Origin of the sequence: Rhodococcus sp. NPDC057014 (assembly GCF_042673295.1) — a bacterium.
Taxonomy (GTDB): domain Bacteria; phylum Actinomycetota; class Actinomycetes; order Mycobacteriales; family Mycobacteriaceae; genus Rhodococcus_F.
Genome location: NZ_JBHUSF010000423.1, coordinates 1 through 6,261, shown reverse-complemented (window position 1 = coordinate 6,261; position 6,261 = coordinate 1). Strand labels below are relative to the sequence as shown.

The following is a 6,261-nucleotide window of genomic DNA, read 5'->3' as shown; positions in this document are numbered from 1 at the left end:
GCGTCGGCGTGGTCGCGAACGTCGGTGGTGCGGAACGCGGCGGTGCGATCGCCGTGTGCGGGCAGGATGTCCGGCGCGGAGCGGCCGCACACGAGCACGTTCGCACCCGCGGAGAGAAACGACTCGGCGACGACGAAACCGATGCCCTTGGTGCCGCCGGTCACGACGACGGAGCGGCCACTGAAATCGAGAGGGTGGGGATGTGTCACGGGGAAGACCTTCGGAGTGAGGAGCGCGGGGGAGACCCGGCGCTCGGCGGGGATCAGTGAATATGCACGACCAAGCAATTGCTTGGTCCGATGGTAGGGGAACGGGAGCGAACATGAACACACTCGACGGCAAGGTCGCACTGATCACGGGTGCGGGCCAGGGGATCGGGCAGGGAATCGCCCTCGCCCTCGCACGGGAAGGGGCTGCGATCGCGGTCGCCGGACGCACGGAATCGAAACTGCACGACACGTGCGAGCAACTGTCCGCGATCGGCGCCCGCAGCGCACCCGTGGTGTGCGACGTCAGCAGGCGCGAGGACATCACGTCCGCCGTCGAGCGGACCGTGGATCTGTTCGGCGGCGTCGACATCCTGGTCAACAACGCCAACGACTGCTCACCGGGACCGATCCTGTCGGTGATCGACGAGGAGTACGAGCGGTCGTTCGCGACGGGACCGCTCGCGACGCTGCGCATGATGCAGTCGTGCCACCCGCACATGGTCTCGCGCGGCGGCGGCGTGATCGTCAACCTCGTCACGTCGGCGGCCGTGCGCTGGGACGCCAGCAACTACGGCGCCTACGGTTCGATCAAGGAGGGCATGCGTTCGCTGACCAGGTCGGCGGCCTGCGAATGGGGCCGGGACGGCATCCGCGTGCTGTCCGTCGCTCCGCACGCCAAGAGTCCGGCCCTCGCGCGGTGGATGGACCGGAACCCGGACGAGGCGGCGGAGTTCGTGGCGGGCATCCCCCTCGGACGCGTCGGTGACGCGGAGACCGACATCGGACGGGCCGTCGTGTTCCTCGTCGGCGAGGACGCCGGCTATCTCACAGGGGCGACCATCCCCCTGGACGGCGGGCAGTCCCGTTGGGGCTGACGGCGGGCAGTCCCGTTGGGGCTGACGGCGGGCAGTCCCGTTGGGGCTGACGGCGGGCAGTCCCGTTGGGGCTGACGGCGAGAATCCGGGTCCCGCCCAGCGGGAAAGGCTGAGGCCACCGCTGTCGAACTGCACTAGTTTCGGCAGGATCGAATTACCGTAGCGAGAGGGCACCGTCGCGATGACGACCGTTGAAACACCACGCAGTTCGCGATCAGTAGTGGTCACCGTGGCCGCCGTCGTGGAGGAGACGTCCGACGCCCGGTCGCTGGTGTTCGACGTGCCCGACGAGCGCAGGCACGAATTCGCCTACAAGCCGGGACAGTTCCTGACGCTGCGTATCCCGAGCGATCGGACGGGATCGGTCGCCCGGTGCTACTCGCTGGCCAGTTCGCCGTTCACCGACGACCTGCCGAAGGTGACGATCAAGCGCACCGCGGGCGGATACGGTTCGCACTGGTTGTGCGACAACGTCGGCGTCGGCGACCGCATCGAGGTGCTGCCGCCCGCGGGCGTGTTCACTCCGGCCAGCCTGGACGAGGACCTGATCCTGTTCGCCGCGGGAAGCGGAATCACCCCGGTGATGTCGATCCTCAAATCGGCGCTGAGCGAAGGGAGCGGGAAAGTCGTTCTCGTGTACGCGAACCGGGACGAGAAGTCGGTGATCTTCGCCGACGAGTTGCGGGACCTCGCCGCCCGCCACGAACATCGGCTGACCGTCGTGCACTGGCTCGAGAGTGTGCAGGGCCTGCCGACACCACGCCAGCTGGCGAATCTGTCGGACCGGTTCCGGGATCACCGCGCCTACCTGTGCGGACCCCGCCCCTTCATGGACGCGATCCACGAGTCGCTCGCACTCGCCGGCGTCCCACGGGATCGGGTGCACGCCGAGGTGTTCATCTCACTGTCCGGGGATCCGTTCGCGGACGTCGTGGTCGAGGACCTGCCGGAAGCGGGAGCGGCGTCGACGGTCGAGGTGCGCCTCGACGGTGAGGCGCACAACCTCACCTGGCCGCGCCGGGCGACGCTCGTCGACGTCATGCTGTCCAAGGGCCTCGACGTCCCGTACTCGTGCCGCGAAGGCGAATGCGGTTCCTGCGCATGCACGGTCGTCGAGGGTGAAGTGGACATGGACAACGCGTCGATCCTCGACCCCGAGGACATCGCGAGCGGCTACATCCTCGCGTGCCAGGCCCGTCCCGTCAGCGGGCACGTGCGGGTCGAGTTCTGACTGGTGCCGGCTACTTCTCGGTCTGCGCGGCCGCCGCGCGGGCGTTCAGGTCGGCGAGGCGGATCGGGTACCGCGGCGGGCGGTCGACGATCACATCGCGGGTGACGCCGAGGTCGCGGCCGACGTGGAGCAGTTCGCCCGGCTGCAGCGGCGTCCACCCGGGGTCCTCGTCCATCTGCTCACTGGCGACGACCACCGCGGGACGCTCGGCGAGATGTTCGGACCTGGCTCGGATCCGGCCGGGGGTGCTCGCGTGCTGGAGGTGGCGTCCGCCGCTCGGACCGCCCGCGCGCCGCTCGAGGAAGAGCAGATCGTGCGTGTCCGGGTAGCGCAGCGCCCACAACTCGCCGGGGGTGGTGAGCAGGATGTTGAGCGCGTAGATCGGCACGTTGTCGGCCAGCCACCGCGCGGCCGACGTGATCCCTGCCGTGACGTCGCCGCCGTTCCTGCCGATGTGACTGGTCACGAGCGCGAAGACGCGTTCCGAATCGGTGTCGCCGTGAACGAGCGCGAGATCGGAGCCCAGTTCCGCCTCGAGCTTCGGCAGGTCCTCGACCACGCCGTTGTGGGCGAACACGCGACCGTTCTGGGCGAACGGATGAGTGTTCTGCGGAAGCAGTTCGCCCGTGGTCGCGAAACGGATGTGCGCGACGAATGTGGCCGAGTACCGGTGCTTCGCCTCCTGCGCGAACTCCGCGTCCTCGTAGGCGGCGAGCGGTTGCTTCTCGACCACTGGCGTCCCGTCCTCCGCGAACGTGCCGAGGCCGGTGCCGTCCGGCTCGCGGTGACTCTGCTGCGCCAGGCTGTCCGGGGCGTCGAGCAGCCAGAACGACGCGCGGACGCGGTGCGGGGCGGCGGACAGCCCGAACAATCGGCACATGGCTTCCCTCTCGGGTGGGACGGTTCAGCGGTAGTCCGGGTTGGCGAAGTCGGGGCGGCAACCGGCGTCCCACTCCGAGCGTTGATTGCCGTACACGGGGAACCCGCCTGCCTTCTTCAGCATCGCGGCGACGTGCATCAGGTTGTACGTCATGAACGTGGTGTTGCGGTTGGTGAAATCGTTCTCCGGGCCGCCCGACCCCTCGTCGAGATACGACGGGCCGGGGCCCGCTTCACCGATCCATCCGGCGTCGGCCTGCGGCGGGATCACGTATCCGAGATGCTGGAGGCTGTAGAGGATGTTCATCGCGCAATGCTTGACCCCGTCCTCGTTGCCCGTGATCAGGCAACCGCCGGCCCGCCCGTAGTACGCGTACTGGCCGTGGTCGTTGAGCAGCGAAGAACACCCGTACAGCCGCTCGATCACCTGCTTCGTGACGGAACCGTTGTCGCCCAGCCAGATCGGGCCCGCCAGCACCAGGATGTCGGCGTCCAGGACACGCCGGAACAGTTCCGGCCATTCGTCGCTCGGCCACCCGTGCTCGGTCATGTCCGGGTAGACGCCGGTCGCGATGTCGTGGTCCACCGCCCGGAACTGGTCGACCGACACTCCTTCCTTCTCCATCAGCCCGACACTGCGGTCGATCAACCCCTGGGTGTTGCTCACATCGGGTGACCGCTTGAGGGTGCAGTTGACGAACAGGGCACGCAGCCCGCTGAACCGTGGTCCGTCCTGCGGCGATGGATCGGTCATCAGTCCACGATATGCCGCGGCGGTTCCTGTTCGTGGCGGAAGTGGCGACAGGGCACGGCTAGCTCTCGATCGGCGTCGCCGTCTCCAGTGCCGCGGCCAGGAACTCCGCCGGAACATCCGGCCAGTCGGACGACCACCGGCCCGCTCGCCTGTCCTCGAGGAGTGCCGTCAGGGCGGGCACCATGCGCGGACCGCCGTCGATGAGGTAGCGCACGAAGCCGATTCGCACACACGTCGCGGCGATGGACGCCAGCACCGGCTTCGCTTCGTCGACCCGTCCCGCGGCCACCAGGCACGCGACGAGCAGGCGATTGGCCTGCATCGCCGCCCTCGGCCTGCGCTCCTGCTCGACCCGGCGCACCCACTCCTGCGCGCGACGACACGCGACGTCGGGCTCGACCGCCGACTGCTTCCGGATCTCGGTGGCGTCGTCGAGCTGCGCGATGATCTCGGCGAAACCGAAATCGGGTTCCCGGGTGGGTTTCCCGGCAGTGGGCGGCGGCTGCGGCGAGGCGGGCAGGCCGAGCCGGACCCGCTCGTTCTCGACCCGGGCCCGCAGCCTGGGCAGTCCCAGCGACGCCGCCGCGGACGCTCCCTCGTCGAGGTGCCGGGCAGCGGACACGACGTCGCCGCGGGCCGCCTTCAGCCGGGCGCCCGTCACGAACCGGGCGATCATGAAATCGACTATGCCCGCCTCGGGTCCGAGTTCGTAGCTCTCGTCGAGAAGTCGCTCGGCTTCGTCGAGACGGCCGAGCTCGTACATCAGCTCGCCCAGGAGCGCCCCCGCGAGACGTGCGGCGTGCGAGTGCGAGCCGATCGATTTCGTCGCGGTCTGCACGGCCAGCCGGAAGTTGTCCTCGGCGGCCGTGATGTCGAGTTGCTCCCACGCGGCGATTCCGGCGAAACAGTAGCCGTACATCTTGCTGAACGGTCCGATGGTCCGCTGGTGGTAGCCGGTGGCCCACTCCTGCAGGCGGCGGGCCTCCACGAAGTCGAACTGGGCGATCGCGACCGCGGAGGCGAGATTGGCCCCCGCCGAGACCACCCACGCGCGTAGTGTTTCCGGCCGGGCCAGACATTCCGCGATGAGGTCGGGTACTCCGGCGATGCGATCGGACGACACCGCGATCACGGCGCGGACGATGTCGCCCTCCACCCGGATGTCGGCCTGCTCGGACTCGCTCAGCGACGAGGACTCGAGGCTCGACGCGACCAGCGACAGGGCCTTCAGCGCCGGCGACACCCGCTGCAGCAGGATGTTCGCCCACGCCACCGCGATCTGGATGCGCGGACTGGACTCGACCAGCGTCTGCGGCAGCTTGTCGACCAGGCCGAGCAGCGCGACCATCCGTGAATGCTCCACCAGATACATGCCCTGTTCCTCGACCACCACGACGGCCACGTCGCGGTCGCCCGCCGCCAGCGCGTGATCCACTGCGTCGCTGACGTAGTGGTGGTCGGCGAACCAGTGCGCGGCCGCACGGTGCAGATCCGCGACGCGCGACGGATGATCGCGCTCGAGCCGTCGGCGGAGATATTCGGCGAACAGGTGGTGGTACTCGAACCACTCGCGGTCCTCGTCGAGGCTGCGCAGGAACAGGTCGCGCGATTCGACCTGCTCGAGAAGGGCCTGACCGCGGGTCACGTTCGCCAGCACGCCCGCGAGTTCACCGCACACCCGCTCGGTGATCGACGTGGCCAGCATGAAGTCGAGCAGCGCGGGCTCGAGGGTGCTGAGCACGTTCTCCGCCAGGTACTCGCCGATCGCGTGGTGGCGGCCCGACATGTGCCGGATGAGGTCGCCGGGGTCGTCGCGGTCGCGCAGCGACAGCGACGCCAGTTGCAGCGCCGCCACCCACCCGTCCGTGGTCTCCTCCAGCGCCTCCACGTCGGAGTCGTCGAGGTGCAGTCCGCCGAGGTCGACGAGGAACCGCTGCGATTCCGTCAGGTCGAAACGCAAAGCCACGGAGTCGATTTCGACCAGCTCGTCGCGCACCCGCATCTTGGCGAGCGGAAGTCCCGCCTGGCTTCGGCTGCTCACCACCATCTGCAGGTGGTGGCAGCCGTTCTCCAGGATGAAGTCCATCGCCGCGATCGTGTCCGATGACGTCACACGGTGCCAGTCGTCGATCATCACCACCACGTGCCGCCTGCTGTCGTGGACCTGATTCACCAGCGACGTCAGCACGAACCGTTCCGCGTCGGCGCCGTTCTCGTCGAGCGCCTGGCCCAGTTCGTCGGCCAGCGTCGGCTCGGCGCGGCGGATCGCCTCGACGAGGTGCGACAGGAACCACACGACGTTGTTGTCGTCGT

Annotated in this window: 5 protein-coding genes and 1 pseudogene; 2 read left to right on the top strand and 4 right to left on the bottom strand. The window is 68.7% G+C overall.

The window, feature by feature from the left end:
* On the bottom strand, positions 1–209 hold a 209-nt coding region (locus ACFTZB_RS41610), incomplete at its 3' end, for an SDR family NAD(P)-dependent oxidoreductase (protein WP_378441186.1).
* A gap of 113 nt (positions 210–322) precedes the next feature.
* Here ACFTZB_RS41610 and ACFTZB_RS41605 point away from each other — a divergent pair.
* Together ACFTZB_RS41605 and ACFTZB_RS41600 are read left to right on the top strand one after the other, a co-directional pair.
* Entirely contained in the window at positions 323–1,084 is a 762-nt protein-coding gene (locus ACFTZB_RS41605; protein WP_378441184.1) for an SDR family NAD(P)-dependent oxidoreductase, read from the top strand.
* Positions 1,085–1,265: 181 nt separating this feature from the next.
* Positions 1,266–2,315, top strand: coding sequence for a 2Fe-2S iron-sulfur cluster-binding protein (locus tag ACFTZB_RS41600; RefSeq protein WP_378441182.1), 1,050 nt, complete (start codon positions 1,266–1,268; stop codon positions 2,313–2,315).
* Between the two features lie 10 nt (positions 2,316–2,325).
* On the opposite strand, the gene ACFTZB_RS41595 is transcribed toward ACFTZB_RS41600, so the two are convergent.
* From ACFTZB_RS41595 to ACFTZB_RS41585, 3 genes and pseudogenes are all read right to left on the bottom strand, one after another.
* Positions 2,326–3,195 (bottom strand): class II glutamine amidotransferase, encoded by an 870-nt coding sequence (locus ACFTZB_RS41595; protein WP_378441180.1) that lies wholly within the window; start codon positions 3,193–3,195, stop codon positions 2,326–2,328.
* Between the two features lie 24 nt (positions 3,196–3,219).
* Positions 3,220–3,948, bottom strand: a complete 729-nt coding sequence (locus ACFTZB_RS41590; RefSeq protein ID WP_378441178.1) for a flavodoxin family protein — start codon at positions 3,946–3,948, stop codon at positions 3,220–3,222.
* A gap of 58 nt (positions 3,949–4,006) precedes the next feature.
* Positions 4,007–6,261: pseudogene (locus ACFTZB_RS41585) on the bottom strand (protein kinase); the annotation flags it as partial.

Bases quoted from the DNA above. Each gene is read 5' to 3' on its own strand.
- ACFTZB_RS41605 (WP_378441184.1), top strand. From the start codon at position 323: ATGAACACACTCGACGGCAAGGTCGCACTGATCACGGGTGCGGGCCAG.
- ACFTZB_RS41600 (WP_378441182.1), top strand. From the start codon at position 1,266: ATGACGACCGTTGAAACACCACGCAGTTCGCGATCAGTAGTGGTCACC.
- ACFTZB_RS41595 (WP_378441180.1), bottom strand. From the start codon at position 3,195: ATGTGCCGATTGTTCGGGCTGTCCGCCGCCCCGCACCGCGTCCGCGCG.
- ACFTZB_RS41590 (WP_378441178.1), bottom strand. From the start codon at position 3,948: ATGACCGATCCATCGCCGCAGGACGGACCACGGTTCAGCGGGCTGCGT.